We start from the raw sequence: 25,636 nt of genomic DNA, 5'->3' as shown, positions 1-25,636 counted from the left end.
CTTCCCGGACGGCTTTGTCCGGACACCTCAGCCTATCCAGCTGCCATCATCGAAAGTATGGAAAAGTTCCTAAATTACGTGGCCCGTTTTAGGTCTGCGGACCAAGGCGAGGTCAGCGGGCCCACGGCGCCCCATCGATTGCTCCGTAAGTGCCGTAATCACTCCTCAAAAGGGCGTCTACGGAGCAATCGACGGGGTTTGAGGACCGGAAACGGACCGGTCATCATGGAGTGTTGGTGCGTCATTGCGGAACCCGACGTCCGCCGCACCGGCCGCCACTGGCGCTGACGCACACAGGAGAACACATGGACACGGCCCCGGAGCTGATCGACTTCACCGCAGGCGGCCCGCAGCCCGGCGACCTGGACGTGGCCTGGATCCACGGATCGGAGTCCGCGAAACACAACACAGACCCGGATATCCAGGTCCACGCCTACGACGAGCACACGTTTATCCTGCGCCAGAACATGGCGGTCAATTACGAGGCGCCGTTCATGTTCCTGCTGTTCGGCAACGCCCGGGCCGTCCTCATCGATACCGGCGCGACGGCATCCGCGGCCTTCTTCCCGCTGCGCCGCGTTGTCGACGGCCTTGTGGACACCTGGCTTGCCGCCCATCCCCGCGACGGCTACGGGCTCCTCGTCCTGCATACCCACCCGCATGGCGACCATGTCGCGGGCGATGCCCAGTTCGCCGGCCGTCCCGACACCGTCCTGGTGGAAGCGGCCCGGGACAGTGCGTGGGAATTCTTCGAATTCAGTGACGATTCTGGCAAGGGCGGTGACCCGGACAACGGCGACGGCGGCATTCGGCCTGCACACGTGGACCTCGGCGGCCGCGTCCTGGCATGCTGGCCCAGCCCGGGGCACCACCACGCGGCCGTCACGTTCTACGATCCCCACACCGGGTTCCTGCTCACCGGAGACACGGTCTATCCCGGCCGGCTGTACATCCAGGACTGGCCTGCGTTTGTCCGCACCATCGACCGGCTGATCGGGTTCTGCGACACCCATCCCGTCACCCATGTCTTGGGCTGCCACATCGAGATGTCGCGGCAGCCCGGCGTCGACTATCCGATCTTCACCACCTACCAGCCCGACGAACCACCGCTGCAGATGACCGTCGGGCAGCTCCGGCAGATCCGCCGGGCCATCGACGAGGTGGGCGGACGCCCCGGCCGGCATGTGTTTCCCGGCTTCATCCTCTGCCTCGACGAGGATTGAGGCCGCGGCAGCCTGGACCGCCGATTCGGTTCCCCGGCCGACGCGAGTGGGCAGTTCGCGGCAGTGTTTGTGGGGGACACTGCCGCGAATTGCCTACTCGGCGCACAACTCCGGGGTGGCGGCTCCTAGAGAGCGCCTTGGCCCGGGGTCCCGGCCGGGATGGGCTCGTGGCGCATGACCTCGACCGGTCGCTCCAGCAGTCCGTCGAGGGCGGCATTCAGCCGCTGGACGGGTTCGCCCGCGCCATGGGCGTCGAGCAATTCGGCGGATTCCCACTTCTCGATCATGAGGATCTGCCCGTTGGGGGATTCATGAATGGCGTAGAGGATGCAGCCGGGTTCCTCATGGACCTCTGCAATGGCCGGGGACAGGGCCGCGACCACGTGGTCGAAGGATCCCTCTTTGGGCGTGAATGTTGCGGTGACGACGACGGGCATGGATTTTCCTTTGTGATGTGGGCGTTAGCGGATGGCGGTCTGGGCGAGAGGGGCACAGCTGTTGCGGGGCAGGAAATCGGCCTTGACCTCAATGAGGCGGGGGCCTTCGGGGAGCCTGCCTTGCATTCGTCCGAGCACGAGTTCAATGGCATGAACGGCGAGCATGTCCAGCGGCTGGCGGATCACGCTCAGCGGCGGAGACATCAGTTCAGTCCACGGGTTGTCATCGAAGACAATCACCGAGAGGTCTTCCGGGATGCGGACTCCCTTCTGGACAAGCCGCCGCACCGAGCTCTGCACCTGGGCCGTATTGGCGACGATGAGGGCCGTGGGCGGCTGAGGCATGGCAAGGAGGGAGCCGACGGCATCGCCGCCGGCGTCCCCCCGGAACGGGACATCGCGGATGAGCAGGGGGTCAACCGGGAGGGACGCGCTCTCGTGCGCCGCGGTGTAGCCGCTGATCCTGGCCCTGCCCGTTGACGTGCTGCGGGGCCCCGTAACGAGTGCGATCCGGGTGTGGCCGAGGCCTAGCAGGTACTCCGTTGAGCGCTGCGCGGAGTCAAAGTTTTCGATGCTGACGACGTCGGCGTCGCCAAGCTCCTCGATGGTGCGGTCCACGAATACAACATTCACGCCGAGGTCCTGCAGGCGCGCCCATTTCTCGATGTTCCCGCCCGTGGGGGTGGCAATAACGCCGCTGACGGACCGGTCCAGCAGCGTATCCAGCGATTCCGCTTCCAGATGCGGATCCTCCTGTGTGGTCATCAAGACAACCTGCACACCGTGGCTCCGGGCTTCCCAGACGATGCGGTCGGCCAGGCGCGCGAAAAACGGGTTGGAAAGATCCGTGACCACGAGCCCGATCGTGAGGGCATGGCCAGCGCTAAGCTCGCGGGCGGCCGCCCGGGGCCGGTAGCCCAGCTCGTCGATGACCCTGACGACTTCCTGCCGTTTTGCCGGCGCAACGGGCCCGGAGTCCGGGTTCAGTACCCGGGACACCACAGAGACCGAGACTCCCGCAGCCGCCGCGACATCGCGAATGGTTGGGGCCTTCTTCACCGCTCCTCCTTGAGGGAAATCCTAGGCAGTAGTTCGTATGCAGCGTCTCCGTTTGAGTGCCATGAGCTGGCGGAGGACGTTTTGTTTGGATCCGTTGACACAGCTTAGCACCGGGTGGTACAAAAGTGGAACCGGTTCCACTTCGGGTAAATTTCCAGCACATAGCGACAAAGAAGTTGTTCCATCCGCCGCGGCGGACGGGCGTCTCTTCGCTTCGCACCCCTACCAGAGAGACTCCAGTGAATCTTCACAAACTCCTCAGCGACCGCGAACAGGATGGCCGTCCCATCCGGGTTGGCCTGATCGGTGCCGGCCGCTACGGCACCATGTACCTGGCCCAGGCCAACAACATCCCCGGCATCCACGTCGTCGCCATCGCGGACATCAACGTCAAGCGCGCCGAAGGCGCCTTCGATCTCGTCGGTTGGCCCAAGGACCAGATCGCTCCGGACATCGCGACCGCCCTCAGGAACCGCACCACGACGATCGTGGCCAACGCGGACGAGCTCTTCGACGTCGACATCGACGTCATCGTTGAAGCAACGGGCAACCCCATCGTCGGCGTGAAGCACGCGCTGCGCGCCATTGAAACCAAGAAGCACATCATCATGGTCACCGTTGAGGCCGACGCCCTGGCGGGCCCCGCCCTGGCCAGGCGTGCGGAAGCCGCCGGTGTTGTCTACTCGATGGCCTACGGCGACCAGCCTGCACTCATCATGGAACTCGTCGACTGGGCCCGCACCAGCGGCTTCGACGTTGTCTGCGCCGGCAAGGGCGCAAAGTACCTTGAGCACTATCACGAAATGAACCCGGACAACGTCTGGGAGAACTGGGAGTTCTCCAAGGAACTCACCGATTCCGGCCAGCTGAACCCGAACATGCACACCTCGTTCCGCGACGGCACTAAGGCCGCCATCGAGATGGCCGCCGTCGCCAACGGCGCCGGGCTGGTGCCTTCTGACGCCGGGCTGAGCTTCACGCCGGGGGATGTCGAGGAAATCGCCACGATCTGCCGCCCCGCCGACGTCGGGGGAGCCCTTGCGCACGAAGGCAGCGTCGATGTCATGTCCAGCGTCAACCGCGACGGCACGTGGATCCCCCACAACACCCAGGAGGGTGTCTTCGTCGTCGTCAAGGCCACGAACGACTACGTTTCCGGCTGCTTCAACGAATACCCGTGGCACCCGGACCCCACCGGCCAGTACGCCGCCCTGTACCGCCCGTACCACTACGTGGGCCTGGAGCTGAACGTCTCCATCGCCAACGCCGTTCTTCGGGGGATCGCCACGGGTTCGCCCGTCGGGTTCTTCGGCGACGTTGTGGCGACGGCGAAGAAGGACCTGAAAGCCGGTGAGTTCCTCGACGGCGAAGGCGGGTACACGGTCTGGGGCAAGCTCGTCTCGGCCAGGCACTCCGTCTCGGCCGGCGCACTCCCGGTGGCGCTGGCCCACCATGTGGAACTGCGCAACGACGTGGCCAAGGGCGAGATCGTCGGCTGGGACGACGTCATCATGGATGACTCCCTGTCCCAGGCCCTCGAGCTGCGTCGTGAAACCGAAGCGCTCGTCGCGGAAACCGCCCTCAGCGCCTGACGCTCCCCGCAACTCCCCGCAGCACACCGGGCGCGGCCATGAACTTCACCTGTTCACGCCTCCGGAACAAGACTCCTTCCAATGAAGAAAGGCATCACATGAAATCCAAGACCCGCGCCCTCACCGGAGTGCTGGCCTGCACCCTGGCCGCCTCGCTCCTCGCCGGCTGCGCTTCCGGAGCGCCCGGCGGGGCCGGCGGCGCTCCGGCGAAAATCCAGCTGTCCATCCCGGATCCGCTCACCTCGTCCGTGGGCGTTTCCGCCCAGCATTTCGCCGACCAGGTCAAGAAGACCTCCAACGGATCGGTGATCGTCACGGTGGTCCCGAACGGAACGAGCTTCAGCGGGGACCAGAACGCCGCCGTCACCCGCCTGCAGGGCGGCTCGCTCGACGCCCTCATCCTCTCGACTTCCGTGTACGCCTCGGTGGTACCGGAAATGAACGGCATCAGCATCCCCTACCTTTTCAAGGACACGACCGAGGAAGCGGCGTTCCTGGCAGGAAAGCCGGGCCAGCTACTCAAGGACAAGCTCGCAGCCAAAGACACCGTCGCCTTGTCCTTCCTCACCCGGACCGGCCGCGAGATCACCAACTCGGTGCGCCCCATTCAGAAGCCGTCGGACCTGAAGGGCCTGAAGATCCGCGTTCCCGGCAACCCGCTCTGGACCGACTTCTTCGGAAAGCTCGGCGCGAGCCCGACCACCATGGCCTTCTCCGAGGTCTTCACGGGCCTGCAGACGGGAACGATCAACGGGCAGGAGAACCCGATCGAGGTGCCGTGGACGAATAAGTTCTCCGAGGTGCAGAAATATGTCTCGCTGACCAACCACATCAATGACGCCTGGGTGCTCGCCCTGTCATCGAAGAAGTGGGGCACACTCTCCGAGGATCAAAAGAAGGCCCTCACCGACGCCTCGACCGAAACGGCCACGTTCAAGACAAGCTACGACGCCGAACAGTCCAAGAAACAGCTGGACGAACTCACGGCCAAGGGCATGACGGTCAACGAGCTCAGCGACTCGGGCCTTGAAGAATTCAAAGCCACCTCCAAGAGCCTCTACCCGCAGTTCTCCGAGCTGATCGGCAAGGAATTCTTCGACCAGGCGATCGCTTTCACAGAGTCCAACTAGCCCTGCACGGCCCGGGCCGGGGCGCCATCGGTGCCCCGGCCCTCCCACCAATATTCCGCTCTCCCCTCCACCAACATCCCGCTCTCAATGTCGACAGTCTGGAAGAACATGAAACGCACCTTGGCTCCCGAGCAACTCGAGGAGGTCATTCCGTCTGACGCGGAAGAGATCCTGCACCACGGTCACGTCCCCCCGGGTTGGAGTGGTGCCGTCTGGCTCGACAAGGTCCTCGAATGGACCGTGGGCGCGGCGATCCTCGCCGAGCTCGTCGTCATCCTTCTGAACATCATGGTCAGGCTCATCACCGGTGACTCTGTGCTCTGGACCCAGGAAGTGTCGGAGATTGCGCTCCTGACCATTGCCTTTATCGGCGGGGCCATCGCGTATCCCAAGGGTGCGCACATGTCGGTGCAGGCCCTGATCATGCGCCTGCCCGCAGCGTGGAAGCCCTATCTGGCCGCCCTGGTCGACTGGCTCGTCTTCGTCATGAGTGCAGGGGCTTTCGCCCTCTTCGTGCCGACCCTGGCCCAGCAGATCGAGGAAAAGACGCCCATCCTGCAGCTGCCCGTGTTCTGGGTTTCCCTGCCGTTCTCCTGCGGCATGCTGCTGATCGCGTGGTTCGCGCTCATCAAGCTCTGGCGCCAGGATCGCCGGCCCGTCCTGGCCGCGGCCGGGATCGCCGCGGCAATGGTCGCCGTCGTCATGCTGGCCCCGCCGCTGTTCTACTACGCATCGCCGAACGTCCTCCTCGGCGTGGTGCTCGCGGTCCTGTTCCTGCTGCTCTTCCTGGGCCTCCCGATCGCCTTCGTCCTGGCCCTCGCGTCCGGAATCTACCTCTACCTCGGCGGCATTTCCGATGTCAGCGCCATCCCGATCGGCATGGCCTCCGGAGCCAAGGGGTTCGTGCTGCTGGCGATCCCGTTCTTCATCCTCGCCGGAACGGTCATGAACTCTGCCGGCCTCACCCTGCCGCTGGCCAAGCTCGTCGACGCCCTCATCGGCCACCTGCGCGGCGGCCTGCTGCAGGTGGTCGTGGTCACCATGTACATCTTCTCCGGCATCTCCGGCTCCAAAGTCGCCGACGTCGCGGCCGTCGGCACCACCATGCGCGGCATGCTCGAAGAACGCAAATACCCGCGCGGCGAGGTGGTCGCGGTCCTTTCGGCCTCGGCCATCATGGGCGAAACAATCCCGCCCAGCATCGTGCTGCTCATCCTCGGATCCATCACGACCATCTCGACCACCACGCTCTTCCTGGCCGGCTTCGTTCCGGCGGCGTTCCTCGCCCTCGTCGTCATGGCCCTCGTCTTCCTGCGGGCCAGGAAGCAGGGCGGAGTCGCCAGCCCCAAGGCCACGTGGCGGGTACGCGGTTCAGCAACGTTCTTCGCCTTGCCCACCCTCCTCCTGCCGGTCGGCATGGTGGTGGGCATCCTCAGCGGCTTCGCGACGCCGACGGAGGTCTCCTCGGTGGCCGTGGCCTACGCCTTCGTGCTCGCCGCCGCCTACCGGCGGGGCAGCAAGAAGCTGCTCGGCGACACCCTGCGCGAAACGACGACGACGGCGGGCATGGTCCTCTTCATCATCGCCGCCGCCTCGCCCCTGGCCCAGACCCTCGCCCTCGCCGGCGTCTCGCAGCAGATCCACGACCTCATGTCCGGACTCGGCGATTCTCCGCTCCTGTTCATGCTGTTCACGATCATCCTGCTCATCATCATGGGCCAGCTGCTCGAGGGCCTGCCGGCCGTGCTCATCTTTGCCCCGCTGCTGCTGCCGATCGCCATCGACTTCGGCGTCAATCCGGTGCAGTACGCCATGGTGCTCATCATCTCCATGGGCATCGGCTCCTTCGCACCCCCGGCCGGCGTCGGGTTCTACGTAGCCTGCGCCACCGCCCGCGAAACCGTGGAAAACAGCCTGAAGCACTTCTGGCCCTACCTGGTGGCCGTATTCATCGGACTCCTCGTGCTGGCCGCGGTTCCGTGGTTCAGCACCTTCCTCCCCGCCCTCGCCGGGCTCATCCCCTTCTAAGCCAGGAGACAGCCAACAATGGACATTTCGTCTGCGGGCCTGCCCGCGTCCGTAGCACTGCTGGGAACAGGGCCCATGGGCGCCCCGATTGCCCGGAACATCATCGCCGCGGGCGTGCCGCTGACCCTCTGGAACCGCACACCCGAGAGAGCCCATGCGATTGACGGAGGTACCGTCGTGGCCGGTCCCGCAGAGGCGGCCAGCGAGGTCGTGCTGACTGTCTTGCCCGACCTGCCACAGGTTGCAGCCCTTCTTCACGGTCACGACGGGCTGCTGGCAGGGTGGAAGACCGCCGGCATAGAGCATCCAATCCTCGTCATTCACGGGACGGTGTCGCCGGTGGCGGTCGCCGAGTTCGCCGACGACTGCCTGCGAAACTGGGGCCTGACCGTCGTGGACGCACCCCTCAGTGGCGGCACGATCGGGGCGGAGGAAGGCCGGCTGAGCATCATGGTTGGGGGCCCCCACGGCGCAGTGGAACGTGTTAAGCCGCTGTTCTCGCTGTACGGCTCGACAGTCGTGTGGTTCGGCGACACGGGTGCCGGGTCCACGGTCAAGGCCTGCAACCAGATCGTCGTTGCCGCCACCGTGACGGCCCTGGCGGAGGCTATGGCCTTGGCAAACTCTGCCGGCCTGGATCTTGAAAAAGTGCAGTCCGTGCTTTCCGGCGGGCTCGCCAATTCGGAGGTTCTGGCTCAGAAAGGACAGCGCTGGATTGACGCAGACTTCGAAGGCGGCGGATCTGCCAAGAATCAGCTCAAAGACCTCGGATTCATTACCGAACTCGCAACGCAGGCCGGTCTGACGCTGCCCGTGGCCGGCAGCCTCCTGACCGCGTTTCAGGCGATGGTCTCCGCGGGCCGCGGCGAACTGGACCACACCGGCATCTACCTCGGCATCCGGGAGTGAGCCGGCCCAGGTCCCTCAGCGCCCCCTTAGCGACGCCGCGGCCGGAACGCCGGGCGGGAAATCAGGCAGCGCCCCTGCGGGCGTGTGGAAGATCCACAACGAGAGCGCTCGGTGGACGGCCCAGTCGTCGTTGGATGCCCGCAGGGACGCGATTTGGGTGCCGTCCGGCTGCTCTGTGGTCCGGATGACCTGCAGCCGTACCGGAGCGGCCTCCGGCAGCCGAAGCATGACCTCTCCCGAGGCCGGAAGCGTGCCGTGCGGGAACCGGACCGCCGCTCCGCCAACCGAAATGTCCAGCAGTTCGCCGCGGACCCCCTCGGCTTCCACCGGGGCGGCCACCTCGATCCGGTAGGCGTTGCGGCGGGACGTGGCGAATTCGGCGGCCCGGATCCTGCGCGTCCCGAGTACCAGGACCGCGCCGGCGAGAACCAGCCAAGCACCGGACGCCACCGTGGAACCGGGCGTCGTACGCCAGGGAACAAGCCCGGCCAGCCCGGCCGCCGCGTACAGAATCACCGCGGTGATAAGGACAACCATCACGATCAAGATGCGCGGCGTCCGGCCCCGGAGCCGGAGGTCGGCGGCGCCCTTGGGCGTCACCTGGAACTCCAGGATGTTCCGGGACATCAGCCACCAGAGGCACGCGAGGCCAACCGGGACGCGGAAGATCCGCAGGGCGAAAGCCGTGGGCCAGTGGATTTCGTTGCGCATCAGTTGCTTGGAGCCCCACAGGCGCACGGTGAACATGACCAGGAAGACCCCGGTGAAAAGCAGCGGGCCGGCGGTGGACGTCTGCGCCCCGGACAGCATGATCACCACCGGAATCAGGAAGGCCACCAGCGTGGCGATGCCCTCCAGCCACCACAGCGTGCCGTTGAGGTACTCGTGGTAATTCCGCCATGACAGCCAGCCCTTCGCCGCCCACAGCTTCTCGTGGACAAGGATCTGCATGGCACCCATGCCCCAGCGCCGGCGCTGCAGCAGGTACTGGTCCGGCGTCGCCGGCGCGAGCCCGACGGCGAGCGTCTGGTGGTGGTAGACGGTCCGCCAGCCGCGCCGGATGAGTTTGAGCGTGGTGTGCATGTCCTCGGTGATGGTCTCCGTTGCCACGCCGCCCACCTCCTCCAGGGCGCTCAGGCGCAACAACGACGTCGACCCGCACCAGAACGGTCCGGCGCCGGGAACGTTGCGGGACGCCATGAGGACGTTGAAGAAGGTGCCCTGCTCACCCGTGATGCCGTCGTCGTCGAACGCGCCGCCGTTGTAGAACGACTGCGGGCCCTGGATCAGGGCGATCTCGGGGTCATTGAACCAGCCCAGCGTGGCGGTGAGGAACGTGGGCAGCGGGACGTGGTCGCAGTCCAGGACGGCGATGATGTCGATGCCCGGGCCGCCTGCGGCCTTTTCCGCCGCCATCAGGCCCAGGGCGTGGTTCATGTTGCCGGCCTTGGCGTGGTCGTGGACGGCCCGGCGGACGTACCGGGCGCCATAGGCGATGCACATTTCTTCGACCCAGGGCCGGTCGCCGTCGTCGAGGACCCACGTCTCGTGCGCCGGGGCCAGCTCGCAGGCCGCCGCGACAGTGGGCGTCAGGACCTCGATGGGCTCGTTGTAGGTGGGGATCAGCACCGCCACCCGCATGCCGTCCGGGGCCTCCGTCACCGGCGCCGGCGGATGGCTGTCAATGTTCCACACGGACCACGCCTTCAGGATGAGGCCGGCCAGCGGCAAGGCCTCGAAAGTGACCAGGATCCAGGCGATGGCCAGGTTCCATTCACCGGACGGCATCGTAAACAGGACACGCCATGTCAGGTACATGACCAGGGCTGCGATGGCCGCGATACCGCCCACATGGGCCAGCCGCCGGGACCGGGGTGCTTCCGGTCCGGGAGGTCCCAGCCGTGCGGCCCAGCCGGCGATACCGGCACGGGTCAGGGCTGTGGCGTCAAGCGGTACGGGCCGCGGCGCAGCGGAAGATTTTCCAGTCGGCAGTCTTTGAACCGATACGTTCTCGGCGCGCTCATGCAGATCTTCACGCAGATTCTCTCGAGGCACGTGATCTCCCTCAGCTAGATCCGGTGCTCAATGTCCGATCATCGTAGCCGCGGCATGGCACCCGTGACCGGATCCGCCGGAATCCTTGCGCAAAACTGCGTATGGGGTGCGCTTCGTCCTACTGCCCTGTTCTAGTGGACGGCGGCGTTTTCCGTCTCCTCAGGCCCGACGAAGTTGCACGAGCCGGGGTGGCGCGCGGGCAGCGTGCACGTTCGCCCGGTGGGCAGGTGGACGTTGGCGCACCGTCCCGCCATGGCCACGTCTTCGCGGACATGCGTGACGTGCGTGCTGCTCTGATCCTCTGGCGCTTCCTCGCGGCTGGTTTGTAGGGGGCTTCCGGACGCACTCTGGTTTTGGCTGTTCACGGCTGCAACTCCTCGAGATCTGCTGTGCAGAAGGGATGGGAAGGATGCTTAGTTTTATCCGAAGTCCCCAGCCTCGCACGGGTGGGTTAACACCGGGTTACGGGAGTGTAAGGATCCCGTCTCGGCGAGGAGTCGGGTTGCAATTGTCGCGGTTCGCCGCCGCAAGGATCTTTTGCCGCCCCCGGCCGTTCCCCATACTGGAAGACAGATCCGCGATTCCGGCAGGCGAGGACGGTGGTGGCTGATGAGCAGCGGAGTAAGTGGTTCCAACAGCGCGTTCCGGCGCAGGGTGGAGCGGGCCGCGGAACTCCGGGCCGTGCGGGCCTCGGGCAGCACCGCCCAGGAGAACGGCGAGCTCAACGCCGCCGAGGACGAGCTCCGGCAAAAGCGCGCCAAGATCGACGACGCCGCCAAAGCCGAATACCTGATCCGGGACGCCATGGCGCAGGGCAAGTTCGACAACCTCAAGTACGCCGGCAAACCCATTCCCGGGCTGGGTGAGGCGTACGACCCCGACTGGTGGGTCAAGGGCCTGATCCAGCGGGAGAACATCTCCGGCCTGGGCCCGAAGGCGATCCTGCTCCGCACCGAGGACGCCGGGCTCGACGCGCGGCTCGATGCCCAGTTCAGTGAGAAGCAGGTCCGCGAGATCGTGGAGGACTTCAACGCCCGGATCATCGATGCCCGGCGGCAGCTTCAGGGCGGACCGCCCGTGATCACCAAAACGCGCGACGTCGACGTCGAACTGGGCCGCTGGCGGGGCCGCCGGGCCGCCGCGGCCGCCGTCGCCCCTCCGGAGCCGGAGCCGAAGCGGCCCTGGTGGCGGCGGCTCTGGAACGGGACCGGTTAGGCGCCGCCGAACTTAAGCCCATCGTCGACGCCGGCCAGATTGGCGACGTCGAAGTCCTTCGGCTCATTACCCGGGGCCGGCCCTTCGCCGCTGCAGCAGAGAGAACATCCAGGAGATATCAATGTCTGAACAGGAGCCTGTGCTGGTGGTCGGTGCAACGGGATCGCTCGGTGGGCAGGTCGTCGACCGGCTTCTTTCCCGGGGCAGGAAGGTGCGGGCGCTTGTCCGCCCGAGCTCGGACGCGGGCAGACTCCAAGCCAAGGGCGTCGAGATAGCCCCGGGCGACATGCTCGACCTCGATTCGCTCGTCGCCGCGATGTCTGGCACCGCCGCGGTAATCACGACGGCGGCCGGGTACACCGGGAAGAACAAGAACGCCCACGAGATCGACACGCGTGGCAACGCCAATCTCGCCATCGCCGCCAGCAAAGCCGGGGTGCCGCGCTTCGTGCTCACCAGCATCCTCACGAGCGACCAGGCACCCAATGTGCCGCATTTCTGGCACAAGAAGCTCGCCGAGGACAAACTCGAAGAACTCGGTGTCCCGTTCGTCGCCCTGCGTCCCGGAGCATTTTTCGATCAGATCGCCCAGATGGGCGGTGACCCGTTCGAGAAGGGCCGGATCGTCTGGCTCGGCTCCAAAAGCGTCCCGCTGACATTCGTTCTGGTCAGCGACGTCGCGACTTATCTCGCGGAGGCCGTTGACGCGGACATCGCCGACGGCGAACGCATCGATCTCGGCTGGAGCCGTCCAATCAGCATGCAGGAGGGCGCTGATCTGGTGTCGCGGCTGGCGAACAAGAAAATTAGGGTCGTGTCGGTTCCCACGGGACTGCTCCGGGCTGCAGGCAAGGTTGCGGGAAAGTCCGCCCCGCTCATGAAAGACATGGGAGCCATGGCGGCCTGGTTCGATACCGGACGTTACGTGGCCAAGACGAGCCGCCAGGCCGAACTCTTCGGTCCCGCGCCAACTCCGGAAGACGCCGTCGCGCGCTTCGCTGCGCGGCTAGGCCATGGACGAGCGCTGTCCTAATGGGTGCGGCGGTGTCCAGATAAACGGGCCGTCCGGCTGGGTCGCACGTGCGGCCGCGCTATACCGATCAAGGGTCCGTGGCTCCGCGGACGCAACCGGCGTAGCCTGCGCTTAGGGGCCAGCAACCAGGCGCGCAGTTCGCGCACCCCGCGCGTCGGCACGAAACGGGCGATGCCATGAAGAAGTACGGCACAGATCATAATCGGCGGCCGGCGGCTTCGGCCGAGTCCGGGCGCCCGTCATCAGCCCGTGCACCGCTGCGCCTGGCCGCCACGCTGGCGTTTGCCGGCTTCGCGCTGTCCGTGGTCGCCGGGCTGCTCCATGCCGACACGGCCAGCGCAAACGACCACCCGGCGACCTTTACGGAGTATGCCGGCAGCAGCATCTGGACTGCGGTCCACCTCGGTCAGTTCGTCGGCATGGCTCTTCTGATCGCCGGGCTGCTGGTCCTGCTGGTGGTCTTGAAAGGACCGGACGGGACCACGACCTGGACGGCCCGCTTCGGCGCTGTGGCTGCCGTCGCGGCACTGGCGCTGTATGCCGCGCTCCAGGCTGTCGACGGCGTTGCCCTCAAGCACGCCGTGGACGCCTGGTTTGCGGCTCCGGAGCCGGAGAGGGCTGCGCGGTTTGCGACGGCCGAGGGCATCCGGTGGCTGGAGTGGGGGATGCGCAGCTACCAAAGCCTCGTGCTGGGTGCAGCCCTCATCCTGACCGGGGCCGTGGTCGTCGGTGCCCGCCGCATTTCCCGGCTGATCGGCTATCTCATGGCGCTTTCCGGGCTCGCCTACCTCGCCCAGGGCTGGATCATCGGGGCCGAGGGCTTCTCCACGGCCAACACCATTCCCACGCTCTCGGGGATCGTCCTGATTCTGGTGTGGTCCGTGTGGCTGATGATGAGCGCCTGGCTCGGAAAGGACGTGCCGAACCGCGACAGGTGACGCGGCTGACGGGCCTCGACCGGCCGAATTCGCCGGAAAGCTGCGAGCCCGCCGGAAAAGTCCGGCGACCTTGAAGGCTTCCGGCGACTTCGAGCGGCGAAGGTGGCGTGGGGGAGGAGGCGTTAGCCGGCTTCAGCCTCCGGCGGAGCCCTGGTCGGCGTCGAACCCTGCCAGGAGGCGCCGGGAGGCCGTGTCCATGTGGGAGCGCATGGCTGCCGTCACGGCGGCCTCATCGCGTGATTCCAGGGCGCGGAAGATCTCCCGGTGCTCGGCAAGGGCCGATGCCGCGTGCCCTTCGTCCGTCAGAGCGCGGTCAACCCAGATGCGCAGCAGCGACCGGATGCTCTGGAGCAGTTCCTGCAGGACCTGGTTGCCGGAGGCTGCGGCGATTTCGCGGTGGAAGGCGGCGTCGGCCTCCACGAAGGTCGCCAGATCCTCGAGGCTGTGCTCCATCGTGGCCAGATTGGCGCGCATCCGGTCCAGGGCGTCGTCGGTAATCCGCTGCGCCGCCAACTGGCCGGCCTGTACCTCGAGCCCGCTGCGCAATTCCACCAGTTCGCGCGTGCGCGGGGCGCCCAGCATGAGACCCCAGCTCAGAGTGCGGGGGAGGAGCTCGGAGATGCCGTCTCGAAGGTACGTTCCGGAACCCGGCCGGACAATGACGATCCCAAGGATCTCCAGCGCCGCGAGGGCTTCGCGGACGGCGGAGCGTCCGACCCCCAGCGAGGCGGCGAGTTGGCGCTCGGCCGGCAGGCGGGTTCCCACGGCAATTTCACCGCTCGTGAAGTAGCCCAAGAGGCGTTCCGCGACTTCGGACACAACAGAGCCTTGCTCCATAGAACCGAGCGCAGCACTGATTTTTGCCGTCGAAGCGGCGGAGTTAACGGACACCTTCCCAGCGTAACAACCAGGACAGGCGCAGCCGCGCAGGCTTTATCCTCAGAAATAAACATGTCAACCGGTTGACCAATTTGCCTCCAGCGCTTTATGGTTTTAATCACACGCTTAGTAGCGGCCCCGCCAGCTTTCCCGAACTAGGCACTGAGACATCCCAAGGCATCCATCGCAGGCCGCCGCTGGGAGACCAACATCTAGGAGTCAATGTGGACACCACACAATCGGTGGTCGAAAGATCTGCAATCAAGAAGGTGGCATACCGGCTGGTGCCGTTCGTCGCTTTGATGTTCTTTATCAACTACCTGGACCGGACGGCTATCGCCTTTGCAGGCCCCAACGGCATGAACGCCGATCTGGGCCTCTCGGCGGCCCAGTTCGGCTTCGCATCCGGGGTCTTCTTCATCGGCTACATCCTGCTGGAAGTTCCCAGCAACCTCGCCCTGCACAGGTTCGGCGCCCGCCGCTGGCTCTCCCGCATCATGGTCAGCTGGGGCATCGTCTCCCTGCTGTTTGTCTGGGTCAGCAGCGTGGAGGGGCTCTATATTCTGCGCTTCGCCCTGGGTGTGGCCGAAGCCGGCTTCTTTCCCGGCGCCATCCTCTTCCTGAGCCTGTGGGTCCCGTCCCGTCACCGCAGCAAGATCCTGGCCCTGTTCTACTTGGCCCAGCCGCTGACCACGGTCGTTGGTGCACCGCTTGCCGGTTGGCTCATTCAGCAGGAGGGCCTCTTCGGCCTCGAGGGCTGGCGCGTGATGTACCTCGGCGTATCGGTTCCGGCCATCGTCGTCGGCATCATCGCCTGGTTCTACCTCGCCGATTCCCCGGCCAAGGCCAAGTGGCTTAATCCGGACGAAAAGACGTGGCTGACCAACGCCCTGGAGACGGAAAAGAAGGAAACAACGGCGAGCCACAAGCACGTCAGCGTCCGCACTGTCTTCTCCAACGGCAGGGTCTGGATGCTGTCCGCCATCTACTTCGGCTTCATCTACGGCCTGTACGCCTTGGCGTTCTTCCTGCCCACCATCATCGCCGGCTTCGAAAGCCAATACGGCGCGAAGTTCGATGTGCTCCAAAAGGGCCTCATCACGGCCATCCCGTACGTGTTCGCGGCCTTTGCCCTGTACTTCTGGTCCAAGGACGCCACGAAGCGCGGCGTCAAGACCTGGCACATCGCCTTGCCCGCCCTCATCGGCGGCCTGAGCGTCCCGCTGGCCCTGTTTGCCGGCTCGCCGGCCGCGACCATCGCCGTCATCACCGTCACGGCCATGGCCATCTTTGCCGCACTGCCCAACTTCTGGACCGTTCCCACCCAGTTCCTCACCGGAGCGGCGGCCGCAGCCGGCATCGCCCTGATCAATACCGTGGGAAACCTGGCCGGCTTCAGCGCCGGCTTCGTTACCGGCTGGCTCAAGGACTGGACCGGCGGCTACACCGTCCCGATGTTCGTCGTCGGCGGCCTCATGCTCCTGTCCGCCGTCCTGATGGTGGTGCTGGGCCGCTCCGGCGCCGGCAACGCCACGGCCGCCCCCGAAACAGCGGATTCAGCGGCCGTGGAGTCCGCAGCCGCCCGCTAACGGACGCAGCGGCGGAGTCCACTGCCGGCGCCCTCCCAACAAACCGGTGCCCGCCGCGTGCCACACGGCCGCGGCGGGCACCCACCAAGCAGCTTTTTCTTCTTCCAGGAGTACCCCCATGACCCGCCTGTTCAATGACCCCGCAGCCTTTGCTGACGAAATGATCGAAGGCTTCGTCGCCTCCCACAGCCGCTGGGTCAGGCGCGTCTCCGGCGGCGTCGTCCGCAACACCCACAGCACCCCGGGCAGTGTGGCGCTCGTGATCGGCGGCGGCTCCGGACACTACCCCGCCTTCGCCGGACTCGTGGGCCAGGGCCTGGCCCACGGTGCCGCGATGGGCAACCTCTTCGCATCCCCGTCCGCCCAGCAGATCTACACCGTGGCCAAGGCCGCCAGCAACGGCGGCGGCGTCCTCCTGGGCTACGGCAACTACGCCGGCGACGTCCTGCACTTCAACCAGGCCCAGGCCCGGCTCCGCGCCGAAGGCATCGACTGCCGCAGCATCGCCGTCACCGACGACGTCTCCTCCGCCCCGCCGGCCGAGCACGCCAAGCGCCGCGGGATCGCCGGCGACCTCACGGTCTTCAAGGTCGCCGCCGCCGCCGCCGAGGCCGGTTACACCATGGACCAGACCGTCGCGATCGCCGAGCGCGCCAACCACCGCACCCGCTCCTTCGGTGTTGCCTTCACCGGCTGCACCCTGCCGGGCGCGGACCGCCCGCTGTTCTCCGTCCCGGACGGCCGGATGGCCGTCGGGATGGGCATCCACGGCGAGCCCGGCATCGCGGAAACGGATGTCCCGACGGCGAACGGACTCGCCGAACTGCTGGTCAGCAGCCTGCTGGCGGAGGTTCCCGACGGCGTCGAGGCAAAGAGTGCGCGCGTCGTGCCCATCCTCAACGGCCTGGGCAGCGTCAAATACGAGGAACTCTTCGTGGTTTACCGCCGGGTGGCCCAGCTCCTGGCCGAGGCCGGCCTGGAAGCCGTGGACCCGCAGGTGGGCGAGCTGGTCACCAGCTTCGACATGGCCGGAACCTCCCTGACCCTGTTCTGGCTGGACGAGCAACTCGAAACTCTCTGGCATTCCCCGGCCGACGCCCCGGCCTTCCGCCGCGGCGCCGTCACTGCGGAAGCCCTGGAGGCCGGCGACGGAGGTACAGACAACAGCGAACTGGACGACGCCGTGACCGCCATCCCGGACGCCACCGAAGAGTCCCGCTATGGGGCCCTCCGGGTCCTGGCCGCCCTCGGCGCCGCCAAGGACGTGGTGGATGCCAACGCCGAGGAACTCGGCCGGATCGATGCGATCGCCGGCGACGGTGACCACGGCATCGGCATGGAACGCGGAGTGGGCGCGGCCGTCAAGGCGGCCACGGACGCTGTCTCCCGCGGCGCGGGAGCCGCGACCACCCTCTACATTGCCGGTGATGCCTGGGCCGACAAGGCCGGCGGCACCTCCGGTGCGCTGTGGGGCATGGCCCTGCGGGCCGTCGGTGACGCGATCGGGGACAGCAACGCTCCCGACGCCGCTGCCGTCGCCGCCGGCGTGGCCGGCGCGGCCGCCGCGATCATGGACTTCGGCAAGGCAAAGCCCGGGGACAAGACCCTGGTGGACGTCCTGGTCCCGTTCCGCGACGCGCTCACCGAGGGCGTGTCCGCCGGCAAGTCGCTCGGCGAGGCCTGGGGCACCGCAGCCGGCGTGGCCGAGCAGGCGGCCGAAGACACCGCCCAGCTGCTGCCGCTGATGGGACGTGCGCGCCCGCACGCCGAGAAGAGCCTCGGGACCCCCGACGCAGGCGCGGTGTCCATGGCGCTGATCGTACGAGCCATTCACAACACGCTCATCGAGCGGACAAACATTAAGGAGAACGCATGAGCGCCAAACTGCGCCTGGTCATCGGAGCCGACGACGCCGGATTCGACTACAAAGAGGCACTGAAGGCCGACCTCGAGGCATCCGACCTCGTCGAGTCGGTTACCGACGTGGGCGTGGATGCCACCAGCCACACCCCCTACCCGTCGGTGGCCATCGCGGCCGCCGAACTCATCGCCGCCGGCAAGGCCGACCGTGCGCTGCTGGTCTGCGGCACAGGACTGGGCGTCGCGATCGCCGCGAACAAGGTCCCCGGGATCCGCGCCGTCACCGCGCACGACAGCTTCTCCGTGGAGCGTTCGATCCTGAGCAACAACGCACAGGTCCTGACCTTCGGCCAGCGCGTCGTCGGCCTGGAACTCGCCCGCCGGCTCGCCAGGGAATGGCTCACCTACACGTTCGACGAAACCTCCGCCTCGGCCGAAAAAGTCACACTGATTAAGGACTATGAGGGTGTCACTTCCTGCTAAGACCGCGACAAAACCGAAGGCCATCATCGGCGTCAGCCTGAAGATGTACTTTGGCTACCAGCGCACGCTGGACTACTGCCGCGAAGTGGCCACCATCGCGTTCGCGCACCCGGCGGTCCAGAACGGCGAGATCGAGCTGTTCGTCCTGCCCACCCTGCCGGTACTGCCCGATGCGGCCCGCATCCTCGGGACCGCAGGGGCAGCCACAGGCGCCCAGGACATCTTCTGGGAAGACGAGGGCGCCTACACCGGCGAAGTCGGCGGCAAGATTGTTGCTGAACTCGGCGGCCGCTACGCCGAAGTGGGCCACGCGGAACGTCGCCGGATCTTCGGCGAGGACGACGACGTGATCGGGCTCAAGACCGCCGCGGCCTACCGCAACGGCCTCACCCCGGTCCTGTGCGTCGGCGAACCCGTCCGCGGCACGGCCGCGGACGCCGTGAAGCACTGCATCCGCGAAATTGAGGGCGTGTTGAACCGGGCGGCAAGCCTGGGCCCCGCCAGGCGGACGATTGTGGCCTACGAACCGCAATGGGCCATCGGCGCACCGGAACCGGCCAGCCCGGAGTACATCAGCGCCGTCAGCGCCGGACTGGACGCGCACCTGCGCACCCTGCCCGGTCAGGCCGACAGCCGGGTCATCTACGGCGGCAGCGCCGGCCCCGGGTTGATCAGCCGGCTGGACACCGCCGTCGCCGGGCTGTTCCTGGGCCGCTTCGCCCACGACCCGCAGGCGCTCAAGACCATCCTGGACGAAACCGCCGCACGGCTGGGCCTGCTGTCCGGGACGGCGGCAGCATGAGCACCACCGGCCACGGCTCCCGGACCCGATCTGGTTCAAGAATTGGATTGAGCAGCTACGCGTTCTTCTGGCAGCTCTCGGAAAAGGTCTCGGAGCCGCTCAACCTCCACCAGGCGCTGCAGCGCACCGCGGACCTGGGCGTGGACCTGTTCCAGATCTGCGACTACGCGCCGCTCGAAACCATGAGCGACGCCGAACTCAAAGACATCAGGGCCACCGCGGACTCGCTGGGCATCGCGCTGGAACTGGGCACCAAGGGCATCCGCCCGGAACACCTCCGGAAGTTCCTCGGGATTGCCGGGATCCTGGGCGCGCCGCTGCTGCGGACCATGTTCAACGTCCCGGGCCACACCCCCTCCGTGGAGGAGGCCGTGGCAATCTTCGCCGAGGTCCTGCCCGAATTCGAGGCCGCAGGGGTGAAGATCGCGGTCGAGACCTACGAACAGGTCCCCACCGCCAGGATCCTGGAGGTCATCCGCCGGGTGAACAGCCCCTCGCTGGGCATCTGCAGCGACCCCGCGAACACGGTGGCGGCGCTGGAGTCCCCGCGCGAGGTGATTGACGCCGTCGCGCCCTATGTCCTCAACATGCACATCAAAGACTTTGCGTTCAGCCGCAAGGAGGGGTGGGTCGGGTTCACGTACTCCGGCGCTCCCCTCGGCGAAGGCCTTCTGGACTATGACTACATGGCCGGAAAGCTGCAGCCCAAAGAAAGAAACATCAACCAAATTGTCGAGCACTGGCTGCCGTGGCAGGACTCCGAAGACGAGACCATCCGCCGCGAAAACCAGTGGACCCAGCAAAGCCTCGATTTCCTAAGGAGCAAGTGAAATGTCAGCAGAACAATTGACCGTCGCCGTCATCGGGGCCGGAGGCAAAATGGGGCTGCGTGTTTCAGCCAACCTCCAGAAGAGCGCCCACACCGTCTTCTACAGCGAGAACTCGCCTGCCGGCCAGGAGCGCGTCCGCGCTGAAGGCCGCGAAATCAGCGCCACCGAGGACGCCATCAAGGACGCCGACGTCGTGATCCTCGCCGTCCCGGACACCGTCCTGGGCGTCGTGTCCCACGGCGTGGTCCCGCAGATGAAGTCCGGCGCCATCCTGCTCACCCTCGACCCGGCCGCGGCCTACGCCGGCCTGCTGGCCAAGCGCGAGGACGTCGTCCAGGCCGTCGCGCACCCCTGCCACCCGTCGGTCTTCCTGGAGCGCACCACCAAGGAAGAATGGGCCGACACCTTCGGCGGCCAGGGCGCCCCGCAGAACGTGGTTGCCGCGATCGACGAGGACGCCACCGAGGCTGCCCGCGCTGCCGCCGAGGCGACCATCAAGGTCATCTACGCCCCCGTGATCGACGTGCACTGGGTCACCGTGAAGCAGCTCGCCATCCTCGAACCCACCCTCGTGGAGACGGTTGCCTGCATGATCGGCACCCTGCTCAAGGAAGCCCTGCACGAGACCGTGCACACCGCAGGCGTTCCCGAGGAAGCCGCCAAGGCCATGCTGTTCGGCCACGTCCAGATCGCCCTGACCAACGCCCTGCGTGGTTCCAACCCGTTCTCCGAGGCCTGCGAAATCGCCATCCAGTACGGCAAGGACACCATCATCAAGGACGACTGGAAGAAGATCTTCGACGACTCCGAGCTCGACTTCGTGATCGCCAAGATGCTCAAGCTCGACGCCGCCGTCCAGCGCTGACCACCCACCCCGGCCGAATTCGCCGGAACGCTGCGAGCCCGCCGGAAAAGTCCGGCGACCTCGCGGGCTTCCGGCGAATTCGCGCGCCCGGGCCAGGATGGGACAGCGGGTCCTGGGCCGGGCAGGACGGGTCAGATGGTGCGAGGCGCCTTGGCCAGGTTCTCGGCGAGCTCGGCCGCGTTCTGCCGGATCACGTAGGCCGGGCGGTCCCGTTCCGCGCGCCAGCTTTCGGAGGCCGGGCCCATATTGACGGTGTCGAAGCCGAATTCGTCATAGAGCCTGGCCACACGCTCAGCCGCTTCCGGGAAGTCGCTCGCCGTGGCCAGGGCCCGGCGGTTGGGGGTGCCGGCCGGCGTACCGTCCGTGGTGATCTGGCTGGACATGATGTGGTTGAAAGCCTTGGCCACCTTGGACTGGGGAAGGTGCTCCTGCAGCAGGCCGGTCGTGGTGGCCTCGCCGGCATCCAAAGCCGGGATATGCCCGTCGCGTTCCCAGTAGTAGTTGTTGGTGTCGAGGACGATCTTGCCCGCCAACGGCTCCACGGGGACGTCCGGGAGGCTCCTGAGCGGCACGGTGACGACGGCGAAGTCGCCGGCTGCCGCCGCCTCGGCCGGCGTTGCGGCCCGGGCCCTGGGCCCCAGTTCCGCGACGAGGTCCGCCAGGGTTTCCGGCCCGCGCGAGTTGCTGATCACGACGTCGTAGCCGAGCTCCACGGCCTTGCGGGCGATCTGGCCGCCGATGTGTCCTGCACCGATGATTCCGATTGTTGTCATGCCGGGGCAACACCCGGGCAGGCGAGGATATTTCGCCGGTTACGGACTGTGCGCCCGCGAACCGTCGGGGCCCCGCGGGGCAGGCGAGTCCAATTCGCCGGAAGCCTGCGGTCTCGCCGGAACTTTCCGGCGAGCCCGGAGGCTTCCGGCGAATTCGAGCCTAGAGAGCCTAGAGAGCCCAGGGAGGCTACGGCGTGGGGCCCGGTTCGTCGTCGAGGTCCGGGCCTTCTGCCGCGTCCTGGGAATGGGCCCGGTCGTCGAAGGGCTCAGCCGTTGCATCACCCTCGGCGGGGGTCTCGCTGTGGTGGCGCTCCGGCGCCTGTGAGTCGTTGCTCATGTCCGCTCCTTAGCTGCTCCTGCGGTGGATTGCCGGCTATTTGAACATCTAGCGCCCGCTGCGAGAGGGCTGTCAAGGGCCCCCGGATCCCGGGGATTCAGAAGGGCGCCCGGCCGCCGGGACGGCTGGAATCCCGTTTGTTTTCCTTGCGGGAGCGCAGGGCATAGTCGCGGGACCGCTTGCTGGAGAGCGCCAGAAGCAACAGGATGTCCAGGGTCAGGCCGGGGAGATTGGACGCCAGGGTGATGTCCGGGCCGCCGTGGAAAACATCGATTGCCTGGATGAGGATGGCGGCCGTGCTCAGTGCCATGGCCACCGTCCGGGCCCAGTTTCGGCCGAGGAACACAAACCACGCCAGCAGGATCTCGGCCAGGGCAAAGAGCAGGACAACCACCGTTGCGGCGCTGACGGCCAATTCCGCCTGGGCCTCCGTGACCGCCGGACCGGCTACGGGCTGCATCAGCGAGCCGACGTGCGCGTCCTTGAAGAGCACCAGGGACAGGGCCAGCAGCGCGGCCGCCGCCGCGCGGGCGCCGACGAAGAGCGCCCCGACAACCGTGGTCGAAGGACGCCTGGTGCGGCCCCCGGCCGGGGGCGTGACGGACACCGGCGGCTCCGCGGCGGTCTGCCGGAGATCGACGATCGGGAGATTGCCGTCGGTGGTGATGGTGTCGCCCCCGCCGTTGCGCGCGTGATAGCCGGTGGAAAAATCACGGATCACCCGGAGCCCGGCAGCGGGATCGGCTTCGATAATGGCGCCGACCACATGGTCGCGTTCGGCGTCGGTGTTCTCATCGATCTTGTGGGTGATCTGCAGGGTAAACAGGGACAGCCCGACGCTGCGGTCATACGTGCCGGCCGCCAACCAGTCGACGGCCAGGCCGCCCGGCAGCAGCCAGCCTGGCGGGCAACGCCAGAAACGGACGTGGTGCCGCTTGCCCGGGGTGCCGTCGACTTCCTCCTGGTAGGCGAAATCCTGCTGGCGGCCGAACAGGAACAGCGGACTGACCGGGGCCTCGAGATAGCTGCGGCGCAGGAGGGTGGAGGAGACGATCCGCCGGCTGCTGGCCAGGGTCACGTCATCGGCCAGCGTCCAGCCCGCGGACCGCATCACGCCATGGACCTGCGGTTCCGATCCCAGCAGGGCAATGTTCACGGGATCGCCCAGCAGCCCGTCGCTGGTGCGCGCCCGGCCGATGAAATAGTCCGGAACGTAGAGCCGGGTCAGGATCCGGTGGAGACGGGGGAGCACCAGATAGGCGAGCAGGGCCCAGAAGATGAAGAGGAACCAGACCTGCGCCCATCCCCATTCGAAGCTCAACTGCACCAGCAACGCGGTCAGCCACACAGCCGCAACGCCGCCCACCACGAAGAACACGCTGTCCAGCACCGAGTACGGCACCGCGTCCGCGGGGGCTGTGACCTCAACCGCTGCCTTGGTCATGGCCGTCATACTACGCCCGTCATCAACAGTGGGCTGGCCCGAAAGATGAATCTTCTGGCCCCAAGGTGGAGCGCGGCCGGATGTGACCGGCCGGGGGCCGACGCCGTGGATAGGGTGACAGCATGGAACCACTACTGAAAGTTTTGCGGCATTGGGGCGCCCCCGCGGCGGCCGTTCTCTTCTTCACGCTGTGGTGCGTGGCCGAGGCCGGCCGGATGGGCCCGGGCCTCCACACCTGGGATGGGACGTGGCCGCTGATCCTCATGACAGCAGCGATTGCCTGCGCCACCTGGAGGCCCTATGCGTCGCTCGGATTCACGGCAGGGCTCCTCGCGGGCCAGCTGGGGTACGCCATTCCCGCGATGCACGCCAACCACTGGGCCATCTACCTCGGGGCGTTCGTGGCCGTGGCCTTCATCCAATGGACGGCCCGGCGAAGGACACGCTTCATCGCGGCGGCCGCGAACGTGGTATTCGCCGGCGCCATGACCTTCCTGATGCTGTCCTGGCGCTACGGCAACGGCGTCGGCTGGTTTCCCCCTGCGTACACCGGCGATCGGTGGATGCTCCAGGACTACGGCTGGCAACTCTTTTCGCTGCTGCTGTTGATCGCGGCAGCCTCCGCCGCCGTCGGACTGCTGCTGGCCATGTACCAGGAACGCGGCAGCCTGTTCCGGGCCAGGACCATCGCCCAGACCAGCCTCAGGGAAGCGGAGGTGGACCTGATCGTGGAACAGGAACGGACCCGGATCGGCCGGGACCTGCACGACGTCCTGGCCCACTCACTCGCCGTGATCGCGGCGCAGGCGGACGGCACCCGCTACCTGAGCAAGGACCAGCCCAGAGCCGTGTTGAACGCACTTGAGAACATCGCGACGTCGGCCCGGAGCGCCCTGGTGGACGCGCAGCGCGTCATCGAGGGCGTGCACGACGACGGCGTTGTCACGCCCCAGCCCCGGCTCAGCGACGTCGGGCCCCTGGTGGCGCGCATGCAGGGCAGCCTCGAAATTGAACAGAGCGAGTCCGGCGCGCCCGCCGAGCTCTCCGCCGGGCAGCAGCTCGCCGTCTTCCGGATCATCCAGGAATGCCTGACCAACGCCCTGAAACACGGCGGCCGTGGCACCGCGGTGCGGCTGCACCTGGACTGGAGCGGCCCAGGGCTGACCCTGCATGTGGCCTCCGGCATCCCGGATGCCGCATCCACGGTCAGCCCGGACCCCGCCGCCGAAACACGGGTGGGCCGCGGCCTCGCCGGGATGCGGGAACGCGCCCACCTCGCGGGAGGGTGGATGACGTCCGGCCCGGATGGTGAACAGTACCGGGTGACCGTCTTCATCCCCTACGGCACAAGGACTGCCGACGCCGCCGTTGCCGGCGCGGAGCCGGACCTGGTTGTCGCGGGAAGTCCCGCAGCGCACCCGGGAATGCCGCTGGAGGAAGCCGGCCGTGGCTGATGCCGGGGCGGCCATTACCGTGGCGATCGTCGATGACCAGGCGCTGTTCCGTGCGGGAATTCGGATGCTGGTGGAGAGCCAGCCGGACATGGCGATGGCCTGGGAAGCCGGCGACGGCGCGCAGGCGGCGGTATCCGCCGTCGAACGGTGCCCCGACGTGATGCTCATGGACCTGCGCATGCCGGTCCTGGACGGCGTCGGCGCCACCCGGCGGATCGTGCGTGAGGCGGAGGCCTCGGGTACCAGCGCGCCGAAGATCATCGCCCTGACCACGTTCAACCGGGACCAGGCGGTGGTCGACGCCGTGCACGCCGGAGCCAGCGGCTACCTGCTCAAGAGCGCCGAACCGGAGTTCCTGCTCGCCGCGATCCGGACCGTATATGCCGGGTACTCCGTGATTGCGCCGGGATCAGTGCAGGATTTGTTCCAGCATGCCGCCCGGACCGTGCCGGCCGGGGGACCGGATCTGTCTGTGCTGGAAGTGCTCTCCGCCCGGGAACGGGACGTGTTCCTGCTCGCGGCCAAGGGGCTGGCCAACGGTGAGATCGCCGGAAGCCTGTTCGTTTCGGAGGCGACCGTCAAGACACACCTCAGGAGCGTGCTGGGCAAGCTCGGCCTCGGGACCCGGCTCCAGTTGGTGGCCTTCGCCTATGAGCGCCGGCTACTGGGCTGAGACCCACGGCTGAGATCCACGGCTGAGA

At 66.9% G+C, this 25,636-nt stretch carries 23 protein-coding genes; 16 read left to right on the top strand and 7 right to left on the bottom strand.

The annotated features are described in order from the left end of the window. The first annotated feature begins 305 nt into the window (after positions 1–305). Positions 306–1,223, top strand: a complete 918-nt coding sequence (locus ABH915_RS19300) for an MBL fold metallo-hydrolase (RefSeq protein ID WP_370124375.1) — start codon at positions 306–308, stop codon at positions 1,221–1,223. Between the two features lie 125 nt (positions 1,224–1,348). Here the strand turns inward: ABH915_RS19300 and ABH915_RS19295 are convergent, their stop codons facing one another. Continuing rightward, the gene (locus tag ABH915_RS19295; RefSeq protein WP_370124373.1) at positions 1,349–1,660 is read right to left on the bottom strand and encodes a putative quinol monooxygenase; all 312 of its coding nucleotides are present in this window, start codon (positions 1,658–1,660) and stop codon (positions 1,349–1,351) included. A gap of 24 nt (positions 1,661–1,684) precedes the next feature. Continuing rightward, on the bottom strand, positions 1,685–2,719 hold the full coding sequence (locus ABH915_RS19290) for a LacI family DNA-binding transcriptional regulator (protein WP_370124371.1): 1,035 nt from the start codon (positions 2,717–2,719) through the stop codon (positions 1,685–1,687). Between the two features lie 239 nt (positions 2,720–2,958). On the opposite strand from ABH915_RS19290, the gene ABH915_RS19285 reads away from it, so the two are divergent. From ABH915_RS19285 to ABH915_RS19270, 4 genes are all read left to right on the top strand, one after another. Then, positions 2,959–4,311, top strand: a complete 1,353-nt coding sequence (locus ABH915_RS19285; RefSeq protein WP_370124369.1) for an NAD(P)H-dependent oxidoreductase — start codon at positions 2,959–2,961, stop codon at positions 4,309–4,311. 98 nt (positions 4,312–4,409) lie between these two features. After that, the gene (locus tag ABH915_RS19280) at positions 4,410–5,441 is read left to right on the top strand and encodes a DctP family TRAP transporter solute-binding subunit (protein ID WP_370124367.1); all 1,032 of its coding nucleotides are present in this window, start codon (positions 4,410–4,412) and stop codon (positions 5,439–5,441) included. A gap of 87 nt (positions 5,442–5,528) precedes the next feature. After that, positions 5,529–7,469, top strand: a complete 1,941-nt coding sequence (locus ABH915_RS19275; protein ID WP_370124365.1) for a TRAP transporter large permease subunit — start codon at positions 5,529–5,531, stop codon at positions 7,467–7,469. A gap of 18 nt (positions 7,470–7,487) precedes the next feature. After that, positions 7,488–8,378, top strand: coding sequence for an NAD(P)-dependent oxidoreductase (locus tag ABH915_RS19270; RefSeq protein WP_370124363.1), 891 nt, complete (start codon positions 7,488–7,490; stop codon positions 8,376–8,378). A 15-nt stretch (positions 8,379–8,393) separates the two neighbouring features. Here the strand turns inward: ABH915_RS19270 and ABH915_RS19265 are convergent, their stop codons facing one another. Next, positions 8,394–10,433: a glycosyltransferase family 2 protein gene (locus ABH915_RS19265; RefSeq protein ID WP_370124361.1), complete on the bottom strand. Its 2,040-nt coding sequence runs from the start codon at positions 10,431–10,433 to the stop codon at positions 8,394–8,396. Between the two features lie 609 nt (positions 10,434–11,042). On the opposite strand from ABH915_RS19265, the gene ABH915_RS19260 reads away from it, so the two are divergent. The 3 genes from ABH915_RS19260 (at position 11,043) to ABH915_RS19250 (ending at position 13,619) form a co-directional block, all read left to right on the top strand. Further along, positions 11,043–11,648 (top strand): DUF1992 domain-containing protein, encoded by a 606-nt coding sequence (locus ABH915_RS19260; protein WP_370124359.1) that lies wholly within the window; start codon positions 11,043–11,045, stop codon positions 11,646–11,648. 121 nt (positions 11,649–11,769) lie between these two features. Then, positions 11,770–12,681 (top strand): SDR family oxidoreductase, encoded by a 912-nt coding sequence (locus ABH915_RS19255; RefSeq protein ID WP_370124358.1) that lies wholly within the window; start codon positions 11,770–11,772, stop codon positions 12,679–12,681. A gap of 176 nt (positions 12,682–12,857) precedes the next feature. Further along, on the top strand, positions 12,858–13,619 hold the full coding sequence (locus ABH915_RS19250) for a hypothetical protein (RefSeq protein WP_370124356.1): 762 nt from the start codon (positions 12,858–12,860) through the stop codon (positions 13,617–13,619). Positions 13,620–13,751: 132 nt separating this feature from the next. Here the strand turns inward: ABH915_RS19250 and ABH915_RS19245 are convergent, their stop codons facing one another. Beyond that, complete coding sequence (locus ABH915_RS19245; RefSeq protein ID WP_370124354.1) at positions 13,752–14,510, bottom strand: FadR/GntR family transcriptional regulator; 759 nt, start codon at positions 14,508–14,510, stop codon at positions 13,752–13,754. Between the two features lie 212 nt (positions 14,511–14,722). Here ABH915_RS19245 and ABH915_RS19240 point away from each other — a divergent pair, with 212 nt between their 5' ends. The 6 genes from ABH915_RS19240 to ABH915_RS19215 all read left to right on the top strand — a co-directional run bounded on the left by ABH915_RS19240 (position 14,723) and on the right by ABH915_RS19215 (position 20,927). Beyond that, the gene (locus ABH915_RS19240; RefSeq protein WP_370124352.1) at positions 14,723–16,087 is read left to right on the top strand and encodes an MFS transporter; all 1,365 of its coding nucleotides are present in this window, start codon (positions 14,723–14,725) and stop codon (positions 16,085–16,087) included. Positions 16,088–16,205: 118 nt separating this feature from the next. Further along, the gene (locus ABH915_RS19235; protein ID WP_370124350.1) at positions 16,206–17,963 is read left to right on the top strand and encodes a dihydroxyacetone kinase family protein; all 1,758 of its coding nucleotides are present in this window, start codon (positions 16,206–16,208) and stop codon (positions 17,961–17,963) included. Then, the gene (locus ABH915_RS19230; protein WP_370124348.1) at positions 17,960–18,430 is read left to right on the top strand and encodes a ribose-5-phosphate isomerase; all 471 of its coding nucleotides are present in this window, start codon (positions 17,960–17,962) and stop codon (positions 18,428–18,430) included. The genes ABH915_RS19235 and ABH915_RS19230 overlap by 4 nt, the downstream gene beginning before the upstream one ends. Continuing rightward, positions 18,414–19,232 (top strand): triose-phosphate isomerase, encoded by an 819-nt coding sequence (locus ABH915_RS19225; RefSeq protein ID WP_370124346.1) that lies wholly within the window; start codon positions 18,414–18,416, stop codon positions 19,230–19,232. Before ABH915_RS19230 ends, ABH915_RS19225 begins: the two co-directional genes overlap by 17 nt. Then, the gene (locus ABH915_RS19220; protein ID WP_370124344.1) at positions 19,229–20,062 is read left to right on the top strand and encodes a sugar phosphate isomerase/epimerase family protein; all 834 of its coding nucleotides are present in this window, start codon (positions 19,229–19,231) and stop codon (positions 20,060–20,062) included. The genes ABH915_RS19225 and ABH915_RS19220 overlap by 4 nt, the downstream gene beginning before the upstream one ends. A gap of 1 nt (position 20,063) precedes the next feature. Further along, the gene (locus tag ABH915_RS19215) at positions 20,064–20,927 is read left to right on the top strand and encodes a phosphogluconate dehydrogenase C-terminal domain-containing protein (RefSeq protein ID WP_370124342.1); all 864 of its coding nucleotides are present in this window, start codon (positions 20,064–20,066) and stop codon (positions 20,925–20,927) included. Between the two features lie 131 nt (positions 20,928–21,058). Here ABH915_RS19215 and ABH915_RS19210 read toward each other — a convergent pair whose 3' ends face one another. The 3 genes from ABH915_RS19210 to ABH915_RS19200 form a co-directional block, all read right to left on the bottom strand. Continuing rightward, the gene (locus tag ABH915_RS19210; RefSeq protein WP_370124340.1) at positions 21,059–21,700 is read right to left on the bottom strand and encodes an NADPH-dependent F420 reductase; all 642 of its coding nucleotides are present in this window, start codon (positions 21,698–21,700) and stop codon (positions 21,059–21,061) included. 187 nt (positions 21,701–21,887) lie between these two features. Beyond that, complete coding sequence (locus tag ABH915_RS19205; protein WP_370124338.1) at positions 21,888–22,037, bottom strand: hypothetical protein; 150 nt, start codon at positions 22,035–22,037, stop codon at positions 21,888–21,890. Positions 22,038–22,134: 97 nt separating this feature from the next. Continuing rightward, positions 22,135–23,481: an LssY C-terminal domain-containing protein gene (locus ABH915_RS19200; RefSeq protein WP_370124336.1), complete on the bottom strand. Its 1,347-nt coding sequence runs from the start codon at positions 23,479–23,481 to the stop codon at positions 22,135–22,137. A 122-nt stretch (positions 23,482–23,603) separates the two neighbouring features. On the opposite strand from ABH915_RS19200, the gene ABH915_RS19195 reads away from it, so the two are divergent. Continuing rightward, positions 23,604–24,935, top strand: coding sequence for a sensor histidine kinase (locus ABH915_RS19195; RefSeq protein WP_370124334.1), 1,332 nt, complete (start codon positions 23,604–23,606; stop codon positions 24,933–24,935). Next, positions 24,928–25,608 (top strand): response regulator, encoded by a 681-nt coding sequence (locus tag ABH915_RS19190; protein ID WP_370124332.1) that lies wholly within the window; start codon positions 24,928–24,930, stop codon positions 25,606–25,608. Before ABH915_RS19195 ends, ABH915_RS19190 begins: the two co-directional genes overlap by 8 nt. Positions 25,609–25,636: the final 28 nt, after the last annotated feature.

Origin of the sequence: Arthrobacter sp. MW3 TE3886 (assembly GCF_041262145.1) — a bacterium.
Lineage (GTDB): Bacteria > Actinomycetota > Actinomycetes > Actinomycetales > Micrococcaceae > Arthrobacter.
Note: the sequence above shows the minus strand (reverse complement) of the source record. Positions and strands in the feature narration are given on the sequence as shown.